This is a genomic window from Streptomyces sp. CA-251247, assembly GCF_050952975.1.
Classification (GTDB): domain Bacteria; phylum Actinomycetota; class Actinomycetes; order Streptomycetales; family Streptomycetaceae; genus Streptomyces; species Streptomyces achmelvichensis.
The window spans coordinates 1,394,759-1,419,462 of record NZ_CP191861.1; the positions used below are offsets into that span (position 1 = coordinate 1,394,759).

23 protein-coding genes are annotated in these 24,704 nt (G+C 70.7%); 1 reads left to right on the plus strand and 22 read right to left on the minus strand.

All coding sequences use genetic code 11. The features are described from left to right. Positions 1-190 precede the first annotated feature (190 nt). The 8 genes from pyrF to pyrR all read right to left on the minus strand — a co-directional run bounded on the left by pyrF (position 191) and on the right by pyrR (position 10,176). A complete protein-coding gene (gene pyrF, locus ACQPWZ_RS06035) occupies positions 191-1,036 on the minus strand; it encodes an orotidine-5'-phosphate decarboxylase (RefSeq protein ID WP_340472072.1) in 846 nt (281 codons plus the stop codon). Continuing rightward, positions 1,033-2,142, minus strand: a complete 1,110-nt coding sequence (locus tag ACQPWZ_RS06040) for a quinone-dependent dihydroorotate dehydrogenase (RefSeq protein WP_356704582.1) — start codon at positions 2,140-2,142, stop codon at positions 1,033-1,035. The genes pyrF and ACQPWZ_RS06040 overlap by 4 nt, the downstream gene beginning before the upstream one ends. Positions 2,143-2,204: 62 nt before the next feature. Then, positions 2,205-5,513: a carbamoyl-phosphate synthase large subunit gene (carB, locus tag ACQPWZ_RS06045; protein WP_405568417.1), complete on the minus strand. Its 3,309-nt coding sequence runs from the start codon at positions 5,511-5,513 to the stop codon at positions 2,205-2,207. Next, positions 5,506-6,642: a glutamine-hydrolyzing carbamoyl-phosphate synthase small subunit gene (gene carA, locus ACQPWZ_RS06050; protein WP_356704584.1), complete on the minus strand. Its 1,137-nt coding sequence runs from the start codon at positions 6,640-6,642 to the stop codon at positions 5,506-5,508. The genes carB and carA overlap by 8 nt, the downstream gene beginning before the upstream one ends. Further along, on the minus strand, positions 6,639-7,208 hold the full coding sequence (locus ACQPWZ_RS06055) for a hypothetical protein (protein WP_313947480.1): 570 nt from the start codon (positions 7,206-7,208) through the stop codon (positions 6,639-6,641). Before ACQPWZ_RS06055 ends, carA begins: the two co-directional genes overlap by 4 nt. Then, positions 7,205-8,491 (minus strand): dihydroorotase, encoded by a 1,287-nt coding sequence (locus tag ACQPWZ_RS06060; protein WP_313947479.1) that lies wholly within the window; start codon positions 8,489-8,491, stop codon positions 7,205-7,207. The genes ACQPWZ_RS06055 and ACQPWZ_RS06060 overlap by 4 nt, the downstream gene beginning before the upstream one ends. Positions 8,492-8,493: 2 nt before the next feature. Then, positions 8,494-9,480 carry an aspartate carbamoyltransferase catalytic subunit gene (locus tag ACQPWZ_RS06065; protein WP_313947478.1) on the minus strand — a complete coding sequence of 329 codons (987 nt, stop codon included), beginning with the start codon at positions 9,478-9,480 and terminating at the stop codon, positions 8,494-8,496. Between the two features lie 120 nt (positions 9,481-9,600). Next, positions 9,601-10,176 carry a bifunctional pyr operon transcriptional regulator/uracil phosphoribosyltransferase PyrR gene (gene pyrR, locus ACQPWZ_RS06070; RefSeq protein ID WP_327685227.1) on the minus strand — a complete coding sequence of 192 codons (576 nt, stop codon included), beginning with the start codon at positions 10,174-10,176 and terminating at the stop codon, positions 9,601-9,603. Positions 10,177-10,373: 197 nt separating this feature from the next. Here pyrR and bldD point away from each other — a divergent pair, with 197 nt between their 5' ends. Further along, positions 10,374-10,874 carry a transcriptional regulator BldD gene (gene bldD / locus ACQPWZ_RS06075; RefSeq protein ID WP_266489365.1) on the plus strand — a complete coding sequence of 167 codons (501 nt, stop codon included), beginning with the start codon at positions 10,374-10,376 and terminating at the stop codon, positions 10,872-10,874. Between the two features lie 356 nt (positions 10,875-11,230). On the opposite strand, the gene nusB is transcribed toward bldD, so the two are convergent. From nusB to ACQPWZ_RS06145, 14 genes are all read right to left on the minus strand, one after another. Then, entirely contained in the window at positions 11,231-11,659 is a 429-nt protein-coding gene (gene nusB, locus ACQPWZ_RS06080; protein WP_313947476.1) for a transcription antitermination factor NusB, read from the minus strand. 2 nt (positions 11,660-11,661) lie between these two features. Next, on the minus strand, positions 11,662-12,228 hold the full coding sequence (efp, locus tag ACQPWZ_RS06085; RefSeq protein ID WP_313947475.1) for an elongation factor P: 567 nt from the start codon (positions 12,226-12,228) through the stop codon (positions 11,662-11,664). Between the two features lie 60 nt (positions 12,229-12,288). Further along, on the minus strand, positions 12,289-13,395 hold the full coding sequence (locus ACQPWZ_RS06090) for an aminopeptidase P family protein (protein ID WP_356704587.1): 1,107 nt from the start codon (positions 13,393-13,395) through the stop codon (positions 12,289-12,291). Between the two features lie 77 nt (positions 13,396-13,472). Then, positions 13,473-14,420 (minus strand): AAA family ATPase, encoded by a 948-nt coding sequence (locus tag ACQPWZ_RS06095; protein ID WP_405568423.1) that lies wholly within the window; start codon positions 14,418-14,420, stop codon positions 13,473-13,475. 153 nt (positions 14,421-14,573) lie between these two features. After that, positions 14,574-15,014 carry a type II 3-dehydroquinate dehydratase gene (gene aroQ / locus ACQPWZ_RS06100; protein ID WP_340472080.1) on the minus strand — a complete coding sequence of 147 codons (441 nt, stop codon included), beginning with the start codon at positions 15,012-15,014 and terminating at the stop codon, positions 14,574-14,576. Continuing rightward, positions 15,011-16,102: a 3-dehydroquinate synthase gene (aroB, locus tag ACQPWZ_RS06105; RefSeq protein WP_356704590.1), complete on the minus strand. Its 1,092-nt coding sequence runs from the start codon at positions 16,100-16,102 to the stop codon at positions 15,011-15,013. The genes aroQ and aroB overlap by 4 nt, the downstream gene beginning before the upstream one ends. Beyond that, complete coding sequence (locus ACQPWZ_RS06110) at positions 16,099-16,614, minus strand: shikimate kinase (RefSeq protein ID WP_383244323.1); 516 nt, start codon at positions 16,612-16,614, stop codon at positions 16,099-16,101. Before ACQPWZ_RS06110 ends, aroB begins: the two co-directional genes overlap by 4 nt. Beyond that, on the minus strand, positions 16,611-17,795 hold the full coding sequence (gene aroC / locus ACQPWZ_RS06115; RefSeq protein ID WP_340472083.1) for a chorismate synthase: 1,185 nt from the start codon (positions 17,793-17,795) through the stop codon (positions 16,611-16,613). Before aroC ends, ACQPWZ_RS06110 begins: the two co-directional genes overlap by 4 nt. Positions 17,796-18,097: 302 nt before the next feature. Then, a complete protein-coding gene (locus ACQPWZ_RS06120) occupies positions 18,098-18,934 on the minus strand; it encodes a shikimate dehydrogenase (protein ID WP_433570851.1) in 837 nt (278 codons plus the stop codon). Then, positions 18,918-20,657 (minus strand): endolytic transglycosylase MltG, encoded by a 1,740-nt coding sequence (gene mltG / locus ACQPWZ_RS06125; protein WP_433570852.1) that lies wholly within the window; start codon positions 20,655-20,657, stop codon positions 18,918-18,920. The genes ACQPWZ_RS06120 and mltG overlap by 17 nt, the downstream gene beginning before the upstream one ends. A gap of 104 nt (positions 20,658-20,761) precedes the next feature. Beyond that, positions 20,762-21,226 (minus strand): Holliday junction resolvase RuvX, encoded by a 465-nt coding sequence (gene ruvX / locus ACQPWZ_RS06130; protein ID WP_313949084.1) that lies wholly within the window; start codon positions 21,224-21,226, stop codon positions 20,762-20,764. Then, on the minus strand, positions 21,226-23,895 hold the full coding sequence (alaS, locus tag ACQPWZ_RS06135; RefSeq protein ID WP_433570853.1) for an alanine--tRNA ligase: 2,670 nt from the start codon (positions 23,893-23,895) through the stop codon (positions 21,226-21,228). The genes ruvX and alaS overlap by 1 nt, the downstream gene beginning before the upstream one ends. Then, positions 23,895-24,242 carry a DUF6167 family protein gene (locus tag ACQPWZ_RS06140; protein ID WP_340472087.1) on the minus strand — a complete coding sequence of 116 codons (348 nt, stop codon included), beginning with the start codon at positions 24,240-24,242 and terminating at the stop codon, positions 23,895-23,897. The genes alaS and ACQPWZ_RS06140 overlap by 1 nt, the downstream gene beginning before the upstream one ends. Positions 24,243-24,248: 6 nt before the next feature. Beyond that, positions 24,249-24,680 carry a DUF948 domain-containing protein gene (locus ACQPWZ_RS06145; protein WP_340472088.1) on the minus strand — a complete coding sequence of 144 codons (432 nt, stop codon included), beginning with the start codon at positions 24,678-24,680 and terminating at the stop codon, positions 24,249-24,251. Positions 24,681-24,704: the final 24 nt, after the last annotated feature.

Here is a 24,704-nt window from a genome sequence, read left to right on the forward strand (position 1 = left end):
GCACGTTCACTCTTCGACGGAGACTAGCGGCCATCACCGCTCCAGTCAGCGAGAACAGCGGAAAAGTCCTGGTCAGCATCGATCGACCAGGACTTTTCGGGCATATCGCCCCTGATTTCGGCCAAAGATCTGTCAACAAGCCGCGGCCGGGAGTGGCGATGAGGTCGCAGGTCGACGCGCCGGAGCGGTTCTAAACCCCCGAAACCGCCGAACGGACCTCGTCCGCGAAGCGTTCGGCCGACGCGCGCAGCGCCGCCGGGTCGGGTCCGTGCCGCAGCACCCCCCGGCTCACATTCGGCACCACATTGCGCACCGCGGCGCCGAAGACCTTCGGCAGATCGGCGGCCGTGGCGCCCTGTGCGCCGATTCCGGGGGCCAGCAACGGACCGTTGACGGCGAGGTCGAACGACGACAGATCACCGAGCGTCGCGCCGACGACGGCGCCGAACGAGCCCATCGGGGTCTGCCCGGCGTTCTCGGCGGCCAGGTGGGCGAGCATCGTCGCGCCGATGCTGCGGCCGTCCTCGCGCACCGCGCGCTGGACCTCCGCGCCCTCCGGGTTGGACGTGAGGGCGAGGACGAACAGGCCGGTCCCGCTCTCCCGGGCGAGATCGACGGCCGGCTTCAGCGAGCCGTAGCCGAGATACGGGGACACCGTCAGCGCGTCGGAGAACAAGGGCGCGCCCTTGCGCAGGAAGGTCTCGGCGTACGCGGCCATGGTGGAGCCGATGTCGCCGCGCTTGGCGTCCATCACGACCAGCGCGCCGGCCGCGCGCAGATCCACCACCGCGCGCTCCAGAACGGCGATGCCCCGGGAGCCGAAGCGTTCGAAGAAGGCGCTCTGCGGCTTGAAGACGGCGACGTGCTCGCCCAGCGCCTCGACGACCGTCCGGGTGAAGCGCTCCAGGCCCGCGATGTCGTCGCCGAGTCCCCACTCGCTCAGCAGCGACGCGTGCGGGTCGATACCGACGCACAGCGGCCCGCGCTCGTCCATCGCGGTCCGCAGCCGGGTGCCGAAGGGTTCCAGGGGGCTCATGCGTTCGCCTTTCGGGTGTCGGCGCCGACGGCCTCGGCGAGGGTGGCGTAGGGGCTGGTGGCCAGGCGGGCGGCCAGGCCCTTGTGGATCGCGCGGCTCCACAGGGGGCCCTCGTAGATGAAGGCGCTGTAGCCCTGGACGAGCGTGGCACCGGCGAGGATGCGCTGCCAGGCGTCCTCGGCGTTCTCGATGCCGCCGACTCCGACCAGGGTGATCCGGTCGCCGACGCGCGCGTACAGCCGTCGCAGCACCTCCAGCGAGCGCGCCTTGACCGGGGCGCCGGACAGTCCGCCGGTCTCCTTGACCAGGGCCGGGTCGGAGGTGAGCCCGAGGCCCTCGCGGGCGATGGTGGTGTTGGTGGCGATGATGCCGTCGAGGCCGAGTTCCACGGCGAGGTCGGCGACGGCGTCGACGTCCTCGTCCGCGAGATCCGGGGCGATCTTGACGAGCAGCGGGACACGGCGGTCGGTGACGGTGCGGTCGGCCGCCTCGCGCACGGCGGTCAGCAGCGGGCGCAGCGCCTCGGTGGCCTGGAGATTGCGCAGGCCGGGGGTGTTCGGCGAGGAGACGTTCACGACGAGGTAGTCGGCGTGGCGGGCCAGGCGCTCGGTGGAGGTCACGTAGTCCCCCACGGCCTCCTCCTCGGGGACCGCCTTGGTCTTGCCGATGTTGACGCCCACGGTGGTCGGGAAGACGGCCTTCCGCGCGGCGAGCCGTTCGGCGACGGCGGCCGAGCCCTCGTTGTTGAACCCCATCCGGTTGATCAGGGCGCGGTCCGGTACGAGCCGGAAGAGGCGCTTCCTGGGGTTGCCCGGCTGGGCCTGGGCCGTGACCGTGCCGATCTCGATGTGGTCGAAGCCGAGCATCGACATGCCGTCGATGGCGACGGCGTTCTTGTCGAACCCCGCCGCGAGCCCGAACGGTCCGTGCATGCGCAGTCCGAGCGCCTCGGTGCGCAACTCCTTGTGGCGGGGCGCGAGCACAGCGGCGACGAAGGTGCGCAGGACGGGGACGCGGGCTGCCAGCCGGATCCAGCGGAAGGCCAGATGGTGCGCCTGCTCCGGATCCATCCGCCGGAAGACGAGACGGAAGAAGAACGTGTACATGGTGATGTCCTCGGGGGCCTCATGAAGAGGGGGACACCGTGTGGTGTCCCCCTCGTGGGTGGCTAGTCGCGGGCCGCGATCAGATGTTCGGCGTGTTCCTGGAGGGAACGGACGCCCACGTCACCGCGGTTGAGCGCGTCGATGCCCTGGACGGCGGCGGCGAGCGCCTGGACCGTCGTCAGACACGGCACGCTGCGCGCCACCGCTGCCGTCCGGATGTCGTAGCCGTCGAGACGGCCGCCCGTGCCGTAGGGCGTGTTGACGATGAGGTCGACCTGGCCGTCGTGGATCAGCTGGACGATGGTCTTCTCGCCGTCCGGCCCTTCGCCCTCGGAGTGCTTGCGCACGATCGTGGCGTTGATGCCGTTGCGCTTGAGCACCTCGGCCGTGCCGGAGGTGGCGAGCAGCTCGAAGCCGTGGGCGACGAGCTCGCGGGCCGGGAAGATCATCGAGCGCTTGTCGCGGTTGGCGACGGAGATGAACGCGCGGCCCTTGGTGGGCAGCGGACCGTACGCACCGGCCTGCGACTTGGCGTACGCCGTGCCGAATACGGTGTCGATGCCCATGACCTCACCGGTGGAGCGCATCTCCGGGCCGAGGACGGTGTCGACGCCGCGGCCGTGGATGTCGCGGAAGCGCGACCACGGCATCACGGCCTCCTTGACGGAGATCGGCGCGTCCATGGGGAGCGTGCCACCGTCGCCGCGGGCCGGGAGCAGGCCCTCGCCGCGCAGTTCGGCGATGGTCGCGCCCAGCGAGATACGGGCGGCGGCCTTCGCCAGCGGCACGGCGGTCGCCTTCGAGGTGAAGGGGACGGTGCGGGAGGCGCGCGGGTTGGCCTCCAGGACGTACAGGATGTCGCCGGCCAGCGCGAACTGGATGTTGATCAGTCCGCGTACGCCGACGCCCCGGGCGATGGCCTCGGTCGAGGCGCGCAGCCGCTTGATGTCGAAGCCGCCGAGCGTGATCGGGGGCAGCGCGCACGCCGAGTCGCCGGAGTGGATGCCGGCCTCCTCGATGTGCTCCATGACGCCGCCGAGGTAGAGCTCGGTGCCGTCGTAGAGGGCGTCGACGTCGATCTCGATGGCGTCGTCGAGGAAGCGGTCGACCAGGACCGGCCGGGTGGGGCTGATCTCGGTGGACTCGGCGATGTACGTCTCGAGGCGGCTCTCCTCGTACACGATCTCCATGCCGCGGCCGCCGAGCACGTACGACGGGCGCACCAGGACCGGGTAGCCGATCTCGTCGGCGATGGCCTTGGCCTCGGCGAAGGTGGTCGCGGTGCCGTGCTTGGGCGCGGGGAGTCCGGCCTCCTTCAGGACGCGGCCGAACGCGCCGCGGTCCTCGGCGGCGTGGATCGCCTCCGGGGAGGTGCCGACGACCGGCACACCGTTGTCCTTGAGCGCCTGGGCCAGACCCAGCGGGGTCTGGCCGCCGAGCTGGACGACGACGCCGGCGATGGGGCCGGCGAGTGTCTCGGCGTGCACGATCTCCAGTACGTCCTCCAGGGTGAGCGGCTCGAAGTAGAGCCGGTCGGAGGTGTCGTAGTCGGTGGAGACCGTCTCGGGGTTGCAGTTGACCATCACGGTCTCGTAGCCGGCCTCGCTGAGCGCGAAGGAGGCGTGGACGCAGGAGTAGTCGAACTCGATGCCCTGACCGATGCGGTTCGGACCGGAGCCGAGGATGATCACGGCGGGCTTCTCGCGCGGGGCGACCTCGCTCTCCTCGTCGTACGAGGAGTAGAAGTACGGGGTCCTGGCGGCGAACTCGGCGGCGCAGGTGTCGACGGTCTTGTAGACCGGCCGGACGCCCAGCGCGTGCCGGACCTCGCGCACGACGTCCTCGCGCAGCCCGCGGATCTCCGCGATCTGGGCGTCGGAGAAGCCGTGCCGCTTGGCCTCGGCGAGGAGCTCCGGGCCGAGCTTCTCGGCGGCGGCCAGCTCGTCGGCGTGCTCCTTGATCAGGAACAGCTGGTCGACGAACCACGGGTCGATCTTCGTCGCCTCGAAGACCTCCTCGGGGGTGGCACCCGCGCGGATGGCCTGCATGACGGTGTTGATGCGGCCGTCGGTCGGGGTGACGGCGACGCGCAGCAGCTCGTCCTTGTCACCGGGCTCGCCGGTGAAGGCGAACTGCGAGCCCTTCTTCTCCAGGGACCGCAGCGCCTTCTGCAGAGCCTCGGTGAAGTTCCGGCCGATCGCCATGGCCTCGCCCACCGACTTCATGGTGGTGGTCAGGGTGGCGTCGGCGGAGGGGAACTTCTCGAAGGCGAAGCGGGGCACCTTGACGACGACGTAGTCGAGCGTGGGCTCGAAGGACGCCGGGGTCTTCTCGGTGATGTCGTTCGGGATCTCGTCGAGGGTGTAGCCGACGGCGAGCCGGGCCGCGATCTTGGCGATCGGGAAGCCGGTCGCCTTGGACGCCAGCGCCGAGGAGCGGGAGACGCGGGGGTTCATCTCGATGACGATGATCCGGCCGTCGTCGGGGTTGACGGCGAACTGGATGTTGCAGCCGCCGGTGTCGACGCCGACCTCGCGGATGATCGCGATGCCGATGTCGCGCAGCCGCTGGTACTCGCGGTCGGTGAGGGTCATCGCGGGGGCGACGGTGATCGAGTCGCCGGTGTGCACGCCCATGGGGTCGAAGTTCTCGATGGAGCACACGACCACGACGTTGTCGTTCTTGTCGCGCATCAGCTCGAGCTCGTACTCCTTCCAGCCGAGGATGGACTCCTCCAGGAGCACCTCGGTGGTCGGTGAGAGCGTCAGCCCCTGGCCGGCGATACGGCGCAGTTCGCCCTCGTCGTGGGCGAAGCCGGAGCCGGCGCCGCCCATGGTGAAGGAGGGACGGACGACGACGGGGTAACCGCCGAGGGTGTCGACGCCCTTGATCACGTCGTCCATGGAGTGGCAGATGACGGAGCGGGCGGACTCGCCGTGGCCGATCTTCTGCCGGACGGCCTCGACGACCTCCTTGAAGAGGTCACGGTCCTCGCCCTTGTTGATCGCCTCGACATTGGCGCCGATGAGCTCGACGCCGTACTTCTCCAGCACTCCCTGCTCGTGCATGGAGATCGCGGTGTTGAGCGCGGTCTGACCGCCGAGGGTGGGCAGCAGCGCGTCGGGCCGCTCCTTGGCGATGATCTTCTCGACGAACTCGGGGGTGATGGGCTCGACGTAGGTGGCGTCGGCGATCTCCGGGTCGGTCATGATCGTCGCCGGGTTGGAGTTCACCAGGATGACGCGCAGGCCCTCGGACTTGAGGACGCGGCAGGCCTGGGTGCCGGAGTAGTCGAACTCCGCGGCCTGGCCGATGACGATCGGGCCGGAGCCGATGACCAGAACGGACTGGATGTCGGAGCGCTTAGGCACGCTGGCCCTCCATCAGGGATACGAAGCGGTCGAAGAGGTACGCGGCGTCGTGCGGGCCCGCGGCCGCCTCGGGGTGGTACTGGACGCTGAAGGCCGGGCGGTCGAGCAGCCGCAGGCCCTCCACCACGTTGTCGTTGAGACAGACGTGGGAGACCTCGGCGCGCCCGTAGGGCGTCTCGGAGACCTGGTCGAGCGGGGCGTCGACGGCGAAGCCGTGGTTGTGCGCGGTGACCTCGACCTTGCCCGTGGAGCGGTCCTGGACGGGCTGGTTGATGCCGCGGTGGCCGTACTTCAGCTTGTAGGTGCCGAAGCCGAGCGAGCGGCCGAGGAGCTGGTTGCCGAAGCAGATGCCGAACAGCGGAGTGCCGCGCTCCAGGACTGCCTTGACTACGGTCAGGTCGGCGGTGGCGGGGTCGCCCGGGCCGTTGGACAGGAAGACGCCGTCGGGCCGGACCGCGTACACCTCGTCGACCGTGGCGGTGGCGGGCAGGACGTGCACCTCGATACCGCGCTCGGCCATCCGGTGCGGGGTCATGCCCTTGATGCCGAGGTCGAGAGCGACCACGGTGAAGCGCTTGGTGCCGATGGCGGGGACGACGTAGGCGTCGGTGGTGGCCACCTGGGCGGACAGATCGGCGCCCGACATCTCGGGGGCCTGCCGGACGCGGGTGAGCAGCGTCCCGTCGTCGGCCAGCCCTTCCCCGGAGAAGATGCCGACGCGCATCGCGCCGCGCTCGCGCAGATGGCGGGTGAGGGCGCGGGTGTCGATGTCGCTGATGCCGACGACGCCCTGGGCGACGAGCTCGTCGTCGAGGGTGCGCCGCGAGCGCCAGTTGGAGCGGACGCGGGCGGGGTCGCGTACGACGTATCCGGCGACCCAGATCTTGCGGGACTCGTCGTCCTCGTCGTTGACGCCGGTGTTGCCGACGTGCGGGGCGGTCATCACGACGACCTGGCGGTGGTACGAGGGGTCGGTCAGCGTCTCCTGGTAACCGGTCATGCCGGTGTTGAACACCGCCTCGCCGAAGGTCTCCCCCACGGCCCCGTAGGCGCGGCCGCGGAAGATGCGGCCGTCCTCCAGGACGAGTACGGCGGGAACCTTCGCGGTTCCCCGGGTGGAGGTCGTCATCGTGCGGTGCCTTCCGTCGTGATGTGCGTGTTCATGGAGTTGACGGCCTCGACCCAGGCGGTGTGCTCGGCCGCGTGGTCCGAGCGGAAGCCCGAGTCGATGAGCGTCTCGCCGTGCTGCCAGGTGACGATCAGCAGCCCGCCCTCGGCGAGCACCTTGCCGGCGATCCCCTTGTCGAGCCGTGCCTCGCGCAGCTGTGCCGCGGGGACGAAGAAGTCGGCGGCCCCGGGGCGTACGACATCCAGTCCCGCGTCGGTCAGGGTGAGCTCCACACGGCTGCGGGTGCCCAGACCGTGCGCCACGATGCGGTCGAGCCACTGACCGGCCGTGGTCGAGCCGTGGTACCGGCCCGTCATGGTCAGCTTGGCCTCTCCGGGCGCGTCCGGCGCGGTGGGGAGCTCCGGCAGACCGGACTGCAGGCTGCCCCGCCACTTCCAGCCCTGGCGCATCAGCCAGTAGACGAAGGCGATGAAGAGCAGCAGCCCGACGACCCAGCCCGCGCGGGCCGCCCAGTCGGTGACCTCCGCGGACTGCTTCGCGGCGGCGATGTGGAGATGAGTTGTCACGCGAGCTTCCCGTCGACGACCGTGGCGCGGCCCCGCAGGAAGGTGTGGGTGACGCGTCCCGGCAGCTCACGGCCCTCGTACGGCGTGTTGCGGCTGCGGGACGCGAAGCCCGCGGGGTCCACCGCTCCACGGTATGCCGGATCGACGAGCGTGAGGTTCGCGGGCTCACCTGCCGAGACGGGGCGTCCGTGGCCCTTCAGGCGGCCGATCTTCGCGGGCCGGAAGGACATCCGGTCGGCGACACCCGCCCAGTCGGTCAGGCCGGTCTCGATCATCGTCTCCTGGACGACGGAGAGCGCGGTCTCCAGGCCGACCATGCCCATGGCCGCCGCGCCCCACTCGCAGTCCTTGTCCTCGTGCGGGTGCGGGGCGTGGTCGGTGGCGACGCAGTCGATGGTGCCGTCGGCGAGCGCCTCGCGCAGGGCCATCACGTCGGCCTCGGTGCGCAGCGGCGGGTTGACCTTGTAGACGGGGTTGTAGGTGCGCACCAGGTCGTCGGTGAGCAGCAAGTGGTGCGGGGTGACCTCGGCGGTGACGTCCCAGCCCTTGGACTTGGCCCAGCGGACGATCTCCACGGAGCCGGCGGTGGAGAGGTGGCAGATGTGCACCCGGGAGCCGACGTGGGCGGCGAGGAGGACATCGCGGGCGATGATCGACTCCTCGGCGACGGCGGGCCAGCCTCCGAGGCCGAGCTCTGCGGAGACGACGCCCTCGTTCATCTGGGCGCCCTCGGTCAGGCGGGGCTCCTGCGCGTGCTGGGCGACGACGCCGTCGAAGGCCTTCACGTACTCCAGCGCACGGCGCATGATCACCGCGTCGTCGACGCATTTTCCGTCGTCGGAGAAGACCTTCACCCCGGCGGCGGAGTCGTGCATCGCGCCGAGCTCGGCGAGCTGCTTGCCCTCCAGGCCCACGGTGACGGCGCCGACCGGCTGGACGTCGCAGTAGCCCGACTCCTTGCCGAGCCGCCAGACCTGCTCGACGACGCCGGCGGTGTCGGCGACCGGGAAGGTGTTGGCCATGGCGTGGACGGCGGTGAAGCCGCCGACGGCGGCGGCCTTGGTGCCGGTCAGGACGGTCTCGGAGTCCTCGCGGCCGGGCTCGCGCAGATGGGTGTGCAGGTCGACGAGGCCCGGCAGCAGGATCCTGCCCTCGGCCTCGATCACGGTCGCGCCCTCGGCGCTCAGGCCGGCGCCGACGGCCGCGATGGTCTCGCCGTCGATCAGGACGTCCTGCGGCTCGCCGCCCAGCACCTTCGCGCCACGGATAAGGATCTTGCTCATGGTTACTTGCTCTCCTCGGTACGGGAGTGGGCGGGGCTGACGGCGGGCTCATTACCGCCCAGCAGCAGGTACAGGACGGCCATCCGGATCGAGACGCCGTTGGCGACCTGCTCGACGGCGGTGCAGCGGTCGGAGTCGGCGACCTCGGCGGTGATCTCCATGCCGCGGTTCATCGGGCCGGGGTGCATGACGATGGCGTGCTCCGGCATCCGCGCCATGCGGTCGCCGTCCAGGCCGTAGCGGCGCGAGTACTCGCGCTCGGTCGGGAAGAACGCGGCGTTCATCCGCTCGCGCTGCACCCGCAGCATCATCACGGCGTCGGACTTGGGCAGCACCTCGTCGAGGCTGTACGACACCTGGCACGGCCAGTTCTCGACGCCGATCGGGACGAGCGTCGGCGGGGCGACCAGGGTGACCTCGGCGCCCAGGGTGTTCAGCAGCAGGACGTTGGAGCGGGCGACGCGGCTGTGCAGCACATCGCCGACGACGGTGATCCGGCGCCCTTCCAGGTCGCGGCCGAGGCCGGCGTCCCGCCCGACCAGGCGGCGGCGCATCGTGAAGGCGTCCAGCAGGGCCTGGGTGGGGTGCTCGTGGGTGCCGTCGCCCGCGTTGACGACGGCTCCGTCGATCCAGCCGGAGTTCGCCAGCCGGTAGGGCGCGCCGGAGGCGTGGTGGCGGATGACGACGGCATCCGCGCCCATCGCCTCCAGGGTCAGGGCGGTGTCCTTGAGCGATTCGCCCTTGGAGACCGACGACCCCTTGGCGGAGAAGTTGATGACGTCGGCGGACAGCCTCTTGGCGGCGGCCTCGAAGGAGATCCGGGTGCGGGTCGAGTCCTCGAAGAACAGGTTGACGACGGTGCGTCCGCGCAGGGTGGGCAGCTTCTTGATCGGCCGGTCCGCGACCCGGGCCATCTCCTCGGCGGTGTCGAGGATCAGGACGGCGTCGTCACGGGTGAGGTCGGCGGCCGAGATGAGGTGACGCTTCATCTGGGTGTGCTCCGGTGTGTGGCGGTCGGTGTGCCGGCTGGGGGTGACCCGGGCGGGGCACGGTGGACTTGCGGGCGTGCAGAGGCGTCCGTACGGCACCTGGGCCGTACGGAGAAAGCGCTACTGCTCGCCGGCCGGGGCGGCCTCGCGGACACCGAGGAGCACGGTGTCGCGACCGTCTTCCTCGGCGAGCAGGACCTTGACCGTCTCCCGCAACGACGTGGGGAGGTTCTTGCCGACGTAGTCGGCACGGATGGGCAGCTCGCGGTGGCCGCGGTCGACCAGGACCGCCAGCTGCACGGCGCGCGGGCGGCCGATGTCGCCGAGCGCGTCGAGGGCGGCGCGGATGGTGCGGCCGGAGAAGAGCACATCGTCGACGAGGACGACGAGCCGGCCGTCCACACCGTCACCGGGGATGTCGGTGCGGGCCAGCGTGCGAGCGGGCCGCATCCGCAGGTCGTCGCGGTACATGGTGATGTCGAGCGAGCCGACCGGCATCTTGCGGCCGGTGATCTCCTCGAGCTTGTCGGCGAGCCGGCGGGCGAGGAACACACCGCGGGTCGGAATGCCGAGAAGAACCACGTCGTCGGCGCCCTTGGCGCGTTCGACGATCTCGTGGGCGATGCGGGTCAGAACCCGCGCGATGTCGGGCGCCTCGAGAACGGGGCGTGCCACATCGGAGCTACTGGCGTCCATAAGAAACGGACCTCCTTCTCCGCCTCACGGGACGGACGTTAAAGGACGTCGGATTTGCGCCACCCACCGTATCAGGGCCTTGCGGGGCGGCTGGTCGCGCCCCTGTCAACAACCGGTCCGGCCCCATTCGGCTTGACGCATCCAAGTAACGCTGCGTAACCTCACAGTGAGTTACCAGACTTCGTCCGGGGAGCTATATGTCCAGCGAATACGCAAAGCAGCTCGGGGCCAAGCTCCGCGCCATCCGCACGCAGCAGGGGCTGTCCCTCCACGGCGTGGAAGAGAAGTCCCAGGGCCGCTGGAAGGCCGTCGTGGTCGGGTCCTACGAGCGCGGCGACCGCGCCGTGACCGTGCAGCGCCTCGCCGAGCTGGCCGACTTCTACGGCGTTCCGGTCCAGGAGCTGCTGCCCGGCACCACGCCCGGCGGAGCCGCCGAGCCGCCGCCGAAGCTCGTGCTGGACCTGGAGCGCCTCGCCCACGTCCCGCAGGAGAAGGCGGGCCCGCTGCAGCGCTACGCAGCGACGATCCAGTCCCAGCGCGGCGACTACAACGGCAAGGTGCTGTCGATCCGCCAGGACGACCTGCGCACGCTGGCGGTCATCTACGACCAGTCGCCGTCCGTCCTGACCGAGCAGCTGATCAGCTGGGGCGTCCTGGACGCCGATGCCCGCCGTGCCGTGACCCACGAAGAGGGCTGATCCCACTTCAGGAGAAACGTCACATCGGAGGGCGAACCCGTCGTACGCGGGTTCGCCCTCCGACGCTTTTCTCCCGCTCCCCCGCGGGGGTCCCGGTCCGACGTGTCGCTCCGGATCCGCGGGTCTGACAACCCGTCGGATCCGGCCCGGTTCCCGGGTCCCCGGCAGCCCGGACAGCTCCCGAGCTTTGGCCAACGCTTGGGCCCCGACAGGCTGCTGTCGCCCCGTCAGGACGTACGTTCGGTCGCCGTCGTGGTGCGTGCGGAGCCCGGGCACGGAGAGGCCGGACATGCACCGGGCCCGGGACGGAAGACCGTTCGTCTTCCGTCCCGGGCCCGGTGAAACCGTCCCGCGCGCTACGAGCGGCGCAGGCTCGGCTTGAGGTCCTTGAAGCGGCCCAGCAGGCCGTTCACGAACGCAGGGGACTCATCGGTGGAGAACTCCTTGGCGAGCTGCACCGCCTCGTCGATCACCACCGCGTCCGGGGTCTCGTCCACCCACACCAGCTCGTACGCGCCGAGCCGCAGGATGTTCCGGTCGACGACCGGCATCCGGTCGATCGTCCAGCCGACCGCGTACGTGGCGATGAGGTCGTCGATCCGGTCCGCGTACTCCGCGTACCCCTCGACCAGCTCCATGGTGTACTCACCGACGGGCGGCTGCCGGTCGTCGGACCGTGCGTGCCGGACCCAGTCCGCGAGGACCGTCTGCACGGACGCCCCGCGCTGGTCGGCCTCGAAGAGGATCTGGAAGGCGCGCTTACGGGCCTTGTTGCGAGCAGCCACGGTTAGCTGTTCACCCGGCCGAGGTAGTCGCCGGAACGGGTGTCGACCTTGATCTTCTCACCGGTGGTGATGAAGAGCGGGACCTGGATGGTGAAGCCCGTCTCGAGGGTGGCGGGCTTGGTGCCGCCGGTGGAGCGGTCGCCCTGGACGCCCGGCTCGGTCTCCTGGATGACCAGCTCGACGGCGGCCGGCAGCTCGACGTACAGCACCTCGCCCTCGTGCTGGGCGACGCTGGCCGTGAAGCCCTCGATCAGGTAGTTGGCGGAATCGCCGACGGCCTTGCGGTCGACCATGAGCTGGTCATAGGTCTGCATGTCCATGAACACGAAGTACTCGCCGTCCATGTACGAGAACTGCATGTCGCGGCGGTCGACGGTGGCCGTCTCGACCTTCACGCCGGCGTTGAACGTCTTGTCGACGACCTTGCCGGAGAGCACGTTCTTGAGCTTGGTGCGCACGAAGGCAGGGCCCTTGCCGGGCTTGACGTGCTGGAACTCGACGACGGACCAGAGCTGGCCTCCGTCGAGCTTGAGCACCATGCCGTTCTTGAGGTCGTTCGTGGAAGCCACGGTTGCGGAATCTCCTGGACTGACGCTGGTGGACGACCGAGGAAACGCGCTGCCGCGAGGCTAGAGCGCGAGCAGTTCCTTGGTCGTGATGGTGAGTAGCTCGGGTCCGCCGTCCGCCTCCTGGCGCACGACGAGCGTGTCATCGATCCGGACACCTCCCCGGCCGGGGACGTGGACCCCCGGTTCGACGGTGACCGGCACACAAGCGTCCAGTTTACCCATGGCGGCAGGGCCCAGCCGCGGGTCCTCCTCGATTTCGAGCCCCACACCGTGCCCGGTGAGCTGTGCGAGGCCCTCTCCGTGGCCCGCGGCGTTGAGGATCTGCCGGGCCGCGTGGTCGACCTCGCGGTACGCGGCGCCGGGCAGAAGGGACTCCCGAGCGGCCCGCTGAGCGGCGAAGACGATGTCGTACAGCTCGATCTGCCAGTCCGCGGGCGAGGTGCCGATCACGAAGGTGCGGCCGATCTCGCAGCGGTACCCGCGGTAATTGGCACCGACGCAGACGGAGAGGAAATCACCCTCCTCGACTCTGCGGTCGGTGGGGCGGTGACCGCCACGGCCCGAGTTCGGTCCGGTCGCGACGGAGGTGGCGAACGCGGGGCCGTCGGCGCCGTGGTCCACGAGCCGCCGCTCCAGTTCGAGGGCGAGATGCCGCTCGGTGCGCCCGACCAGGATGGACTCCAGCAGCTCGCCCAGCGCCTGATCGGTGATCTCCGCCGCGATGCGCAGGCAGGCGATCTCCTCCTCGTCCTTGACGATGCGCAGGTGCTCGACGGCGAGGCCCAGGTCGGCGATGCGCAGCCGGGGCGCCACCGAGCGCAGCGCGCGATGGCGGACGACGGTCAGGTGGTGCTCCTCGACGGCGAGGGATTCGACGCCCTCCGTCCGGGCCAGCTCGGCGGCGGCGACCGCGGGGTCACCCGCGGAGGTGGGCAGGACGGACAGCCGCAGCCGATCGTCCGGGCGGCCGTCGGCGGGGTCGCCGGTGAGCGCACGGGGGCAGAGCAGGATGTCCTCGGCCCGGCCCATCAGCAGAACGGCCCCGGGAGGCGCTCCGCCCGCGAGATAGCGGACGTTCGCGGGACGGGAGACCAGGGCTCCGTCGCTGCCGGTGGCCGCGCACCGGTCGCGCAGCCGGCTGCGGCGGACGCCATACACCTCTGACATGTTTCCGAGCCTACGAGCGCGGGCGCGGGGCGGCCCGGTCAGCGCGTCCGACCGGGGGCATGGCGCACGGCGGGCGGCTACCAGGCCGGCGGACTCGCGATGGAGCGGGCGAGGACCTCGTCGAGGACCCGGGCGGTGGTCTCCACGTCGTACTTGGAGTTGTCGATGATCGGCAGGCCCGAGCCGTACCAGCCGGCCATCCGGCCGTGGATGCTCGCCACCTCCTCGTCGGAGAGCCGCCGGTTCCCGCTGCGCTCGGCGTTGCGCTCCAGCACGACCTCGAGGCCGGGGAGCAGCACGACGGGCAGCAGGCCGGGGCCGACGTGCCGCTTCCAGCCGCCGAGTCCCACGACCGGGCGGTCGGGGAAGACGGCGTCGTCGAGGATGCAGGAGATCCCGTTGGCCAGGAAGTTGCGGGCGGCGAAGCCACAGGTGCGGCGGGCGAGGCGGTACTGGGCCTCGGAGCTGTCGTTCCACCCGGACTGGGGGTCGGCGAAGCCCGTGCAGACCCATTCGCGGACGTCGTCGAGGCTGATGTGGGCCGTGGGGACGCGTCGGCTGGTCGCCCAGTGGCGGGCCACGGTCGTCTTGCCGGCTCCGGCCGGGCCGATGAGCAGGACGGCGAGGGTGGCCGTGCCGGTGCCGCCGTCGTTCTGCGGGGGCGCGGGTATGGGAACCGGTCCGCCGGGCGGCAGCGGGACGTGCCCGGTGGTGTCGCGGGACGGCGGCGCCGCGGAGGGGTGCTGGGGCCCCGGTCCCGTCCAGCCCTGCGGGGGCTGCTGCCCGGTGTGCGGGGGCGGCGGTCCCGGGTGTGCGGGCTGCTGCGGCCGGGGAGCGTGTCCGGCGGGCGGCGGGCCCTGCGGCGGTGCGGCCGGATGTCCGGGCGGCGGACCCTGCGGCGGTGCGGAAGGGTGTCCGGGCACAGGGCCCGGCGGCGGCCCGGGGTGCTGGGCGCTGTGTGTCCATCCGGCCGGTCCGTGCCCCGGCCGGTGGGGCGGCAGCGGACCCCCCACTGCGTGCTGCATCCGGTGCCACTCCGTCTCGTGCGACTGTCGCTGGTCAGGCGGCAGCTCGGCCGCCGTTGCTACCGAACCGTACCCCGCGGCGGCGCCGGAATACGTTCTCGAAGTCCCGGCCGCCACTGGGTGAACGGCCGGGATCGGCCCGAAGTGCCCTGTTCAGCCCGCGATTTCCTCCGCCAGTGCGCGCAGGGCGAGCCGGTAGGAGCCGATGCCGAAGCCGGCGACCGTACCGCTGGCGACGGCGGCCACCACCGAAGTGTGCCGAAATGTCTCGCGTGCGTAGGGGTTGGAGATGTGCACCTCGATCAGCGGAGCGGTGCGCTGCGCTGCGGCGTCCCGCATGCCGTACGAGTAGTGGGTGAAGGCACCGGGGTTGAGAACGACCGGAATCGATCCGTCCGCCGCTTCGTGCAGCCAGCGGATCATCTCGCCCTCGTCGTTCGTCTCGCGTACGTCGACGTCGAAGCCGAGTTCCTTGCCGAGCGTCTGGCAGGCCTCCACCAGTCCGGCGTAGGAGGTGGCGCCGTAGACGTCGGGCTCGCGGGAGCCGAGGCGCCCCAGGTTGGGTCCGTTGAGCACCAGTACCCGGCGGGTCACGCGGACACCTCGCCGTACGCGGCGAGCAGCACCGCCGGGTCCGGGCCCTCCAGCACGGTCGGCTTGGCAAGACCGTCGAGGACGATGAAGCGCAGCAGGTTGCCGCGGGACTTCTTGTCGACCTTCATGGTCTCCAGGAGCTTCGGCCACTGGTCGCCGCGGTAGGTCAGCGGCAGCCCCACGGACTCGAGGACCGCACGGTGCCGGTCGGCGGTCGCGTCGTCGAGCCGCCCCGCCAGCCGGCCCAGTTCGGCGGCGAAGACCATGCCGACCGAGACCGCGGCACCGTGGCGCCACTTGTAGCGCTCGTTCTTCTCGATGGCGTGGGCGAGGGTGTGGCCGTAGTTGAGGATCTCGCGCAGACCCGACTCCTTGAGGTCGTTGGAGACGACCTCGGCCTTGACCCGGATGGACCGTTCGATCAGCTCGGCGGCATGCTGTCCGGCGGGCGAGCGCGCGCCCTCCGGGTCGGCCTCGATGAGCTCCAGGATCGCCGGGTCGGCGATGAAACCGGCCTTGATGATCTCCGCCAGACCGCTGACGTAGTCGTTGACCGGCAGCGAGTCGAGCGCGGCCAGGTCGCACAGGACGCCGACCGGCGGGTGGAAGGCGCCGACGAGGTTCTTTCCCTCGGCGGTGTTGATACCCGTCTTGCCGCCGACCGCCGCGTCGACCATGCCGAGCACCGTGGTCGGCAGGGCGATCCAGCGCACCCCGCGCAGCCAGGTCGCCGCGACGAAGCCCGCGAGGTCGGTGGTGGCGCCGCCGCCGACACCGATGACGACGTCGCTGCGGGTGAAGCCGGTCTGCCCGAGGGCCTTCCAGCAGTACGCGGCGACCTCGACGGTCTTGGACTCCTCGGCGTTCGGCAGCTGGATCGCGATGGCCTCGTATCCCTGGGACGCCAGGTCCTCGCGGATCGCCTCGCCCGTCTCGGCGAGCGCCTCGGGGTGCAGGACGGCCACACGCTGCGCCCGCCCGATCAGCGCGGGGAGCTCACCGAGCAGCTGACGGCCCACCAGGACCTCGTACGGATCGGAGCCTTCCGTACCGCCGACCTGGATACGGGTCACGGACTGATCGGTCATACGTCCTTCAGCTCCAAAGCGTCGAGGACCGCCTCGGCGACCTCTTCGGGGGTGCGTTCGTCGGTGGCCACGACCACGCGGGCCACCTCGGTGTACAGATGACGGCGGGCGTCCATCAGCTCGCGCCACTGCTTGCGGGGGTTGACGGCGAGGAGCGGCCGGGCCTGGTTCAGTCCCACGCGCCGGACCGCCTCCTCCACCTCCATCGAGAGGTAGACGACGGGCAGGCCGGCGAGCAGCTCGCGGCTCGCGTCGTCGAGGACGGCGCCGCCGCCGAGGGAGAGCACACCGGTGTGGGTGGCGACCGCGTTCCGTACGGCCGCGCGCTCCAGCTCACGGAAGTAGGGTTCGCCCTCGTCGACGAAGAGGTCCGAGATCTCCCGTCCCTCGGACGCGACGATGTCGGCGTCGGTGTCCCGGTAGGCCACGCCCAGCTGCTCGGCGAGCAGCGCGCCGACGGTGGACTTGCCGGAGCCCATGGGCCCGACCAGGACGATCAGCGGGGCGCTCACCGGATGTGCAGGTTGTCGAGGTACGAGCGCACGTTGCGGCTGGTCTCGCTCACGCTGTCGCCGCCGAACTTCTCGGCCACCGCGTCGGCGAGCACCAGCGCCACCATCGCCTCGGCGACGATGCCGGCGGCGGGCACGGCGCAGACGTCGGAGCGCTGGTGGTGGGCGGCCGCGACCTCGCCGGTGGCGACGTCGACGGTCGCCAGCGCACGCGGGACGGTCGCGATCGGCTTCATGGCCGCGCGCACCCGCAGCAGCTCACCGGTGGACATGCCGCCCTCGGTACCGCCGGAGCGGCCCGTCGAGCGACGGAGCCCGTCCGCGGTGGGCACGATCTCGTCGTGGGCCTTCGATCCCGGCACCCGGGCCAGTTCGAAGCCGTCGCCGACCTCGACGCCCTTGATGGCCTGGATGCCCATGAGCGCGGCCGCGAGCCGTGCGTCGAGGCGCCGGTCCCAGTGCACGTGCGAGCCGAGGCCGACCGGGACGTCGTAGGCGAGCACCTCGACGACTCCGCCGAGGGTGTCGCCGTCCTTGTGGGCCTGGTCGATCTCCGCGACCATCGCCTTCGACGCGTCCGCGTCCAGGCAGCGGACCGGGTCGGCGTCCAGCTTCTCCACGTCGGCCGGGGTCGGGACGACGCCGTACGGAGCCTTGGCCCCGGCGAGCTCCACCACATGGGAGACGATCTCGATGCCGGCCGTCTCCTTGAGGTAGGAGCGGGCGACGGCGCCGAGCGCGACCCGGGCGGCGGTCTCCCGGGCGCTGGCGCGCTCCAGGATCGGGCGGGCCTCGTCCAGGGCGTACTTCTGCATACCCGCGAGGTCGGCGTGGCCCGGGCGGGGCCGGGTCAGCGGCGCGTTACGGGCGAGCGCGGCCAGCTCGTCGGGGTCGACGGGGTCGGCCGCCATGACCTTCTCCCACTTCGGCCACTCGGTGTTGCCGACCATGACCGCGACCGGCGAGCCCATCGTCAGCCCGTGGCGCACACCGCCGAGGAAGGTCACCTCGTCGCGCTCGAACTTCATCCGCGCACCGCGTCCGTAGCCGAGACGCCGACGGGCAAGGTGGTCCGCCACCATGTCCGTGGTGATCGGCACACCGGCGGGAAGACCCTCCAGCGTCGCCACCAGTGCGGGTCCGTGCGACTCCCCCGCCGTCAGCCAACGCAACCTGCTCAACGGTGCTCCTCCTGCTCGCGCCTGGGACTGCGACGGCGCGGCCCGGGACACGTCCCAGCGACAACTGGGGCAGCGCGGCCCTGGCCCGCCTACCCACGATCCTCCCATGTCCGGACGTGGGACCCGGCCGCCGGTCCAGCAGTCGGACGCCGCGTATCAGCGTGTGTCAGCGGCTTTGCCCCGGCCAGGCGCGTGGACCACCGGGAAGAACGCCGCACCGCCTCGCGGGGCCGGCCTCGACCGGGACGGCAACTCCAGCGGGCTTCGAGCACCCGCCTGCCCCCTGATCCAAACGCAAAGCCCTAGCGGGCTTCCAGCGCCCGTTCGCCCGCGGCTCGCATCACGGCCAGGGGCGCCGGTGCGCGGCCCGTCATCTGCTCGACCTGGAGGACCGCCTGGTGCACCAGGAGGTCGAGGCCGCCGACGACCGCTCCGCCCCGCGCCGACCATCCGGCGGCCAGGGCGGTCGGCCACGGCTCGTAGAGCACGTCGAAGAGGGTGCCGGGCCGGTCGGGCACCTCCGACACGAGGTCGTCGGTGGCACCGGCCGGGGTGGTGGCGATGACGAGCGGCGCCTGGAGTGCCGCGTCCGCCTCCGCCCAGTCGGCGATGCGGACGTCCACACCGAGCCGCTCGCCCCAGCCGCGCATCTCGGCCGCCCGGCCCGCGCTGCGTACGTACGCGGTGACGGGTCCGGTGCAGATGCGCGCGAGGGCGGCGAGGGCCGAGGAGGCCGTCGCACCGGCGCCGAGCACGGCCGCGGAGTCGACCTTGTCGACGCCGCGTTCCCGCAGGGCGGCGATCATGCCGGGAATGTCGGTGTTGTCACCGAGCCGCCGGCCGTCCGCGGTGAGGACGACCGTGTTGACGGCCTCCACGGACGCGGCGGTGTCGCTCATGCCGTCCAGCAAGGGGATGACCGCCCGCTTCAGCGGCATGGTCAGCGACAGGCCGGCCCAGGAGCCGTCGAGCCCCTTCACGAAGTCCGGCAGCGCGTCCTCGTCCACCTCGAACCGGTCGTACGTCCAGTGGGTGAGGCCCAGCGCCGCGTACGCGGCACGGTGGAGCACCGGGGAGAGCGAGTGGGCGATGGGCGATCCGAGGACCGCCGCACGCCGTGCCTCAGTCGTTGCGGGCATCGAACTTTTCCTTGAGCTTCAGGAACTCGGCGTGGGTCTTGGCGAATTCCGTCTTGTCCTTGCCGTCGGTCGCGACGAAGTACATCCAGCCTTCCTTCGTCGGATTCAGCGCCGCAGCGATCGCCGCGTTGCCGGGGTTGCTGATGGGCCCCGGCGTGAGCCCCTTGTTGGTGTACGTGTTGTAGGGGTCCGGGTTGGTGTTGATCTCCTGCTCGGAGATGTCGATGTTGCTCTCGCCCTTGAGGTAGTTGAAGGCCGAGTCGAACTGCAACTCCTGGTTGGTCTCCGTGTTGGTCGGCTTGAGGCGGTTGTAGACGACCTCGGACATCTTGCGGAAGTCGTCGTCCGTCTTGCCCTCGACCTGCACCAGGCTGGCGAGCGTCAGCAGCTCCCACGGACCCTCGAGTCCGAGGCTCTTCGCCTTGTCCTCCAGACCGGCCTTCTCGTACTCCGCGTTGGCGCGGGCCACCATCTTGCGGAGCACGGCCTCGGGCTTGTTGCCCTTGGCCGCCGAGTAGCTGGCAGGGAAGAGGAATCCTTCCAGCGGGTCCTTGACCTTGGGGCGGTTGAGCGCCCACTCGGGCAGCCCGAGGTTCTTCGCCTCTTTCGTGGCCACCGTCTTCGTGGTGCCCGCCGGGAGATCCAGGCGCTTGTCGATCTCGGCGTAGACCAGGACGTTGCGCCGGCCCTCGGCGATGATCAGGTTGTTGCGGCTGCCCGGGCTGAGCATCAGTTCGACGACGCTGGCCGCCGACATCTCCTTCTTCAGGACGTAGTTGCCGTCCTGGATGGTCTTGCCCTTGGGGTTCTTCTCCTGCGCGGACACGAACGCGTCCACGCTCTTGATGACACCGCTGTCCTTGAGGATCCTGCCGATCTCGTACCCGCCGGCGCCCTTGGGGATCTCCACCTCGACGGAGCCGGTGCCCTCGCCCTCGAAGTCCGCCGCGGCGCCGAACTGGCCCTGCCAGAACTGGTAGCCGAAGTAGCCGACGCCGCCGAGACCGCCCACGAGGACGAGCGAGACGACCAGGCATGCACAACCGTTACGGCTCTTCTTCTTGGTCTTCCCACGGCGCTCGCTGCCGCCGCCGCGCCGCGTCTCGCGGGGGTCGTCGTCGTACTCCCCGTCGTCGTCACGGCCGTCGTCGCCGGTGAAGAAGGGGTGGGTCTCTTCGCCCTCCTTCGCCGCCTCCGTCTCCCACTCGGTGGGCGCGGGCTCCGGCTCGGCCTGCCGCCGGCCCGGGGGCTGCGGCGGAGGGTAGGCCTCGGGGGTCGCGTAGTAGTCCGCCTCCTGGCGGCTGTTGTAACCCGGGGGCGGACCGCCGTAGGTGTCGGCGGGGTCGCCCGGGTAGGGCATGGCCGCGTGCTGACCCGTGTCCCAGCCGTCGTTGTGCTGCTGCTGATGCTGCGGGTGCTGGTTCTGCGGGTGCTGCGGGTGCTGGTTCTGCTGGGCGTACTGCTGCTGCGCGTAGGCCTGCTGGTCGTACCCCTGCTGCTGGTACTGCTGCTGGGGGTACTGCTGCTGGGCGTACTGCTGCTGGTACGGGTCCTGGGGTCCGTAGTGCTGCTGCGGCTGCTGCTGCGCGTACTGCTGATGCGGCTGCTGGCCGTAGGCGGCCTGACCGGCCGCGGCCTGCTGCCCTTCCCATCCCGCGTCGCCGTACAAAGGGTCATCGGGATGCCACGGTTCGGAGCCGGGGCCCCGGCCATAATCAGTCATCGATCCCCTAGGGCCGCGAGGCAGGCTTTGACGCGTCCCGCCTCTTTGCTGAGCGGCAGCTGTTCGAACACCGCCGCATCGCGCGGAACGTTACCGTATCGCGATCAGACAACCACTTCGACGGACTCGCCGGGAGCAGCTCCCGACGCCCGTTCGGACTCCAGAGCGTTCTGGAGAATCACCACAGCGGCAGCCTGGTCGATGACAGAGCGGCCCTTTTTGGACTTCACGCCCGAAGCGCGGAGCCCCTGACTGGCCGTCAATGTGGTCATCCTCTCGTCCACAAGTCGCACCGGAAGCGGTGCGATCCCGCGAGCGAGCTCCTGGGCGAATACCCGGATCTTGGCCGCGGCGGGCCCCTCCCCGCCGTTGAGCGAGCGGGGCAGGCCCACGACGACCTCGATCGGTTCGTACTCCTCGACGAGCTGCCGCAGCCGCCGGTGGGCGGCCGGGACGTCCCGTCCCGGCACGGTCTCCACCGGCGTCGCGAGGACCCCGTCGGGGTCGCACGAGGCGACCCCGATACGGGCGTCCCCGACGTCGATCGCGAGACGGCGTCCCCGGCGCATCACGCGGTCTCGGCGACCATGCGCTCGACGGCGGCCACGGCGTCGCCGACGGCGGCCGGGTTCTGCCCGCCGCCCTGCGCGACGTCCGGCTTGCCGCCGCCTCCGCCGCCCAGCGTCTTGGCAGCGGTGCGCACGAGGTCTCCGGCCTTGAGGCCGCGCTCGCGGGCGGCCTCGTTGGTGGCGATGACCGTGAGCGGCCGACCGTTCGCGGTGGTGAACAGAGCGACGACGGCGGGACGGTCGCCCTGGATACGGCCCCGGACGTCGAGCACCAGCTTGCGCAGGTCGTCCGCGGAGGTGCCGTCCGGCACCTGACCGGTGACGAGGGCCACGCCGCGTACGTCCCTGGCGCTCTCGACGAGCCCGGCGGCGGCCTGGAGGACCTTCTCCGCGCGGAACTTCTCGATCTCCTTCTCGGCGTCCTTCAGCTTGCCGAGCATGGCGGAGATCTTCTCGGGAAGCTCCTCGGAACGGCCCTTGACCAGCTCCTGGAGCTGGGCGACGACCGTGTGCTCCTTGGCGAGGAAGTTGTACGCGTCGACGCCGACGAGGGCTTCGATACGGCGCACGCCGGAGCCGATGGAGGACTCGCCGAGCAACTTCACCAAGCCCAGCTGCGCGGTGTTGTGCACGTGCGTGCCACCGCACAGTTCCTTGGAGAAGTCGCCGATGGTCACGACGCGTACACGCTCGCCGTACTTCTCACCGAACTCGGCGATGGCACCCTGTCGCTTGGCCTCGTCGATGCTCATGACCTCGGCGTGCACGTCGAGCTCACGGGCGAGCACTTCGTTGATCTTCTGCTCGACGTCGGTGAGCACCGTGCCGGGCACGGCGGCGGGCGAGCCGAAGTCGAAGCGGAAGCGACCCGGCGAATTCTCCGAACCGGCCTGGGCGGCCGTGGGCCCGAGGGCGTCGCGCAGCGCCTGGTGCGTGAGGTGGGTGGCACTGTGCGCGCGGGCGATGGCGCGGCGGCGGCGCACGTCGATGGTGGCGTAGGCAGTGGCGCCCACCGTCACCTCGCCGACCTGGACCGAACCCTTGTGCACGGTGACGCCGGGAACCGGCTGCTGCACGTCGCGGACCACGACGACGGCCCCGCTGTGCAGCTTGATACGGCCGTGGTCGGCGAGCTGGCCGCCGCCCTCGGCGTAGAACGGGGTCCGGTCGAGGACGATCTCGACCTCGTCGCCCTCCGAAGCGGCCGGCGAGGGAACGCCGTTGACGAGCAGACCGACGATCGTGGTCTCGCCCTCGGTGTTGGTGTAGCCGGTGAACTCGGTGGCTCCGGAGCCGTCGGCGATCTCGCGGTAGGCCGTGACGTCCGCGTGGCCGATCTTCTTGGCCTTGGCGTCGGCCTTGGCACGCTCCCGCTGCTCCTGCATCAGACGGCGGAAGCCGTCCTCGTCGACCGACAGGCCCTGCTCGGCGGCCATTTCGAGCGTGAGGTCGATCGGGAAGCCCCAGGTGTCGTGGAGCAGGAAGGCCTTGTCGCCGGCGAGGACCGTGGAGCCGGAGGACTTGGTCTCGGTGACGGCCGTGTCGAGGATGTTGGTGCCGCCCTTGAGGGCCTTGAGGAAGGCGGCCTCTTCGGCGAGGGCGACGGTCTCGATCCGCTTGCGGTCGGTCTCCAGCTCCGGGTACTGCTCGGCCATCGTCTTGATGACCGTGTCGACGAGCTCACCGACGACCGGGCCCGTGGCGCCGAGGAGCCGCATATTGCGGACGGCGCGGCGCATGATGCGGCGCAGCACGTAGCCGCGGCCCTCGTTGCCGGGCGTGACGCCGTCGCCGATCAGCATCACGGACGTCCGCATGTGGTCGGCGACCACGCGCAGGGAGACGTCCGAGCCGTGCTCGGCGCCGTAGCGCACGCCGGTCAGCTCGGTGGCCTTGTCGATGACGACCTTCAGGGTGTCGGTCTCGTACATGTTCTGTACGCCCTGGAGGATCATGGCGAGACGCTCGAGGCCGAGACCCGTGTCGATGTTCTTCGACGGGAGGTCACCGAGGATCTCGAAGTCCTCCTTGCCGGTGCCCTCGCCGCGCTCGTACTGCATGAAGACCAGGTTCCAGATCTCCACATAGCGCTCGTCGTTGACGGCCGGGCCGCCCTCTTCGCCGAACTCGGGGCCGCGGTCGTAGTTGATCTCGGAGCACGGTCCGCAGGGTCCGGGGACCCCCATCGACCAGTAGTTGTCCTTCTTGCCCAGGCGCTGGATGCGCTCGGCGGGGACACCGACGACGTCGCGCCAGATGCGCTCGGCCTCGTCGTCCTCCTCGTACACCGTGATCCAGAGCTTCTCCGGGTCCAGCCCGTAGCCGCCGTGCGCCACCGGGGTGGTCAGCAGCTCCCAGGCGAGCTTGATGGCGCCTTCCTTGAAGTAGTCGCCGAAGGAGAAGTTGCCGCACATCTGGAAGAAGGTGCCGTGCCGCGTGGTCTTGCCGACCTCTTCGATGTCCGGCGTACGCACGCACTTCTGCACACTGGAGGCGCGCGGGAACGGCGGCTTGACCTCGCCGAGGAAGTACGGCTTGAAGGGCACCATGCCCGCGGGGACCAGCAGCAGAGTCGGGTCGTCCGCGATGAGCGACGCCGAAGGCACGACGGTGTGCCCGCGCTCCTCGAAGAAGCTCAGCCAGCGGCGGCGGATTTCAGCCGACTCCATCAGTGGTCCTCATTCCGGTTGTGCGATGTATAGGAACGCTTGTCGTGCTGGTCGAACGGGCGCCTCGGCGGCTCGACGGCGGCGAGGCGGCGCTGCGCGGGCAGTTCGGGGCCGCCGGGCGGCGTCTCGAGGCCGAGCGCCTCGCCCAGTTCGGTCTCGCGCTGGACCATTCCGGCCCTGACGTCGAGTGCGAAGTCCTTGAGCTTGTGGCCCGCGTCGATCGCCTTGTTGGCCGCCTGGGCGGCGAGGCTCTCGGGGGTCAGCTGCCTCAGCTTGCGGTTGACCTTGGTGGTGGCCCAGACGCCGGCTGCGGCGCCGGCGGTGAACCAGAACGTGCGGCGGAACATGGTGCGTCAGCCCCTCTGCTTCTTTCGCCGGGCGGCCGGCACGGTACGGCCGACGATCACTGACCGGCGGGACGGCTCGGGTGCCGTGCCGTCGCCCTTGCGGCTCATCGCCCGGCGCACGCCGTAGCCGAAGGCGGCGACCTTGACCAGCGGGCCGCCGAAGGTGGACGCGACGGTGGTGGAGAGCGCGGAGGCGTTGGAGGTGACTTCCTGAACGTCGGTCGCGATCGCGTCGACCCGGTCCAGCTGCGTCTGCGCGGAGCGGACCGTCGCGGAGGCGTCGGACAGAAGCGGCACTGCCTGCTCGGTCACGTCCGCCACGAGCCGGGTGGTCGCCTTGAGCGTCTGGGCCAACCTCACCAGCACCACGGCGAGGAAGGAGACCAGGATCGCCCAGAAGACGGCCACCAGGATCCCGGCAACCTCTCCACCGGTCACGCTGCACCGCTCTCTGCTAGTCGC